A 3,107-nucleotide genomic window follows, 5' to 3' on the forward strand; every position below is an offset into this window, starting at 1 on the left:
GATGTACACGAAGCCCTTGAACGTCCAGGCCTTCGTGCCGCCCTCCACCACGGCCACGTAGATGTACGCGCCGTTCCGGAGGTTCCCGCCGTCCCAGGTCACCGACGCCGTGTTCTCGCCGGAGATCTCCGCCACTTTCGCACCGGTGAGGTCGTAGATGGTGATGGTGATCTTCTCCGCCACGGCGCCAGCCGGCTCAGCCTGGATGGTGAACGTGGTGGACGTCTGGAACGGGTTCGGGGAGATGGTGATCCCCGCCACGTTCGAAAGGGCCTTGGCCACCACCGTGGCCTGACCCTGGGCCGTGCGGGTCGTCATGTACGGGTCAGTGTATTTCGCGGTGATCGTTCCGAGCTTAACCGTCTCGGGGAGGACGTAGGTGACCCGGAACTTCCCGGGCTGGCCGGCCACGGCCTCGAGCTTGTTCCAGCTCGTGATGACCTCGCCGTCCTTATCGAGAAGCACCAGGACGTTCGTGCCCACGATCTCCGCCGCACCGGCGTACTGCTCGTCCGTCACGGTGATCGTCACCGTGTCGCCCGGGTAGTACGTGGTCTTGTCAAAGACCACGGAGAGTTGCACCGTGGGCGGGGTCACCGCACCGGCGCCGCCCAGGGACACCTTGATAGAGATGATGGAGATGTCGGAGTGGTTGGACGGATCCTGGTAGAAGGCCATGATCGTGTCCCCGCCGGAGGAGTCAAGGCCACCCTCGCCCACCGGCACGCACACCGTGGACCGGAACACGCCGGAACCAACCGCGGTCTCGCGGAGATCCATCCGCTCCCACGTCCCCTTCTGCGCGTTCCACATGAAGACCTTCACCGTCTCGGCGATGCCAGAGATGGAGTCATCCTTATTGGTGTCGGTAGTGGTCTGGGGCCGTCCCAAATACGGATCGTTTTGCACCGCGCCCTTCGGGGTCATCACGTCGGATTCGCCGGAGTCAGAACCCGCGGCATTCTTACCGCCCATCCACCAGATCGGCGCGGAGTCTTCGTTGGCGTCTGCCTCGTTGTTATCCTCTGCCGTGGACGAACCAATGGCAGAAGTTTTCGTTCGATCGCCATCGTCGCCGGAGTAGGCGTCCTTGTTCCAGCCGCCGAAGATGAGCTCGCGCAGGAGCGGGTCCTCGTTCTGATCGAGGTCCGTGACCTCAAGGTAGAGGCTTCCGGACACCGGGATCTCCGTGACCGGCTTGTACTCGCCATCCAGGAACCGCATGTGGTGCGTGGTCCCATCGAAGACCTGGAAGTCATACACCTTCACCTTGGCGAACGACACGTCCCACTCCTGGTTCCGAGCCGCGTCCGCGATCTTGGGCGGGAAGTTTTCATTCGGGTTCCCGTCGCCCAGCTTGTTGAGGTCGGCCGACTCGTAGTCCACGGAGTTGTAGCGCACGAAGATCGTGTCCTCGTTGAAGGCCTGGACCCGCCAGTCATCAAACACAAGCTGGTAGCCATTCACCGCGTCCCACACCGGCTCAAGACGGATCCCCGACATGGTGAAGAAGATCCCGGAGTTGTTGGAGATCTCGTCGATCACGATGTACTCACTGTCGTCCTCGTTGTGCGGGTCGCAGATGTGCACCACCACTTTGTCCTGGCAGCAGGCGTTCACGTTGGCGTCAGCATCGTAGACGCGGACATAAAGCCCACCATGCCCGATCTTCACCTCGGACACCGGGACTCCATTGGCATCGGTGAGGAACACCTGGGACGCGTACTTGTTGGAGGTCACGTTGATCGTGGCAAGGTCCATGTCGTCAAAGTCGTTGGGGTCGATGTAGTAGAAGGCGATGGTGAAGTAGTTCCCGAACTCCTTAAAGCCCAGGGCCTTCTGGAGCTCCTCGGTGTTCCCGAAGTTGAACTCGAATACGCCGGAGTCCACCGCCGTCTCCGCGGCGAAGAACAACACGCGGCCAACGGTCTTGCCAGTCTCAAGCCACGCGCTCGGATACTGGATGAAGCGGGAGTTGATAGTCCAACCACCACCCCTTGTGGGCTCGTCATAGATGTTGTACCAGCGGATGGGCTTGTTGAGATCCGAGTTGCTCTCCGGATCGTATCCGCCGCGCAGCATGAGGGAGCAGAAGTTGTTGATAGCCGAGGTCTGGGGGTTCCAGCTTCCGGGGTTGACGATGACGAAGAACGGAACGTACTCGATCTCGTTGCAGTTCAGGTTCTCATCGGGGTCCTCGATGCGGACGATGATGTTCTCGCAGGCCGGGCCGCACCCGTAGGAGATGACCTTCGGCGTCACCGAAAGCTTCCCCACCGTGTCCACGATCTTCACCTGGTCCTGGTCGATGTTCATGGCGTCGGTATCATCGGCCACGATGAGGATCAACGTGTCGTTGTTCTCGAGCCGGCCCTTGATCTCCGTAAGGTCTCCCTCGGTTCGGCCACGAATGTCAAGCCCCTCGAAGTCCACCCGGGCCGTGCGCTTTTCCCGCGGGAGCTTATTAACACTAACGGTAACAGGTAGACCACCCGTAAGGTCGATAGGGTCACCATCGAGCACGTTCTCGTCCACGTATTCCCAGGCGCCCTCCTCCCAATGGGTGACGTTACTAGGCTGCAGGACATGAGTCATTCCATAGGGAAAGCTGGTAAAGTCTGCACGCCAGCCGACCGGCACGCTAACCTTCGTGTTGGACCCCGACTTATCCACCCAGAAATAGAGGCCGCTACCGATCCCGCCGAGTTCTCGGAAGTACTGGTTGTCTTTCTTGATGTACGCGCCGGTCTTGAAGTCGAAGATGACGAGATCCGCGGAGAACTCGTCGATGCCGCAGGCCCCCTTCTCTGGGTCCTTCACGGCGATGTAGATCTGCTGCCCCTCCCAGACCGTGCCGAGTTTGTTCCCGGCCGCGTCCGAGAAGTAGGCATCAAACGCCAAGGCCATGGTCCCAAAAACCATGGCCGCCAACACCAACCCAACTAAACCTATCCGCTTCAACGTCCAACCTCCTTTCCTTTCAAGGCCCAAAAATTCCGCGAACAATCCCGCACATTTCCCCAAACATCGCGCACCAACCGCTTACCACCTCCCATAAAAGCAGCGACCCAGGAAGGCGTGGTCCCATCGTACCCGAAAACTTTGCC

1 protein-coding gene is annotated in these 3,107 nt (G+C 60.2%); it reads right to left on the reverse strand.

The window, feature by feature from the left end; genetic code table 11:
• Window positions 1–2,961 (reverse strand): T9SS type A sorting domain-containing protein (locus H5T41_10925; GenBank protein ID MBC7109270.1); only part of this gene is annotated, 2,961 nt, incomplete at its 3' end.
• Window positions 2,962–3,107 lie beyond the last annotated feature (146 nt).

The sequence above is a fragment of the Methanomassiliicoccales archaeon genome (assembly GCA_014361295.1).
Classification (GTDB): domain Archaea; phylum Thermoplasmatota; class Thermoplasmata; order Methanomassiliicoccales; family JACIVX01; genus JACIVX01.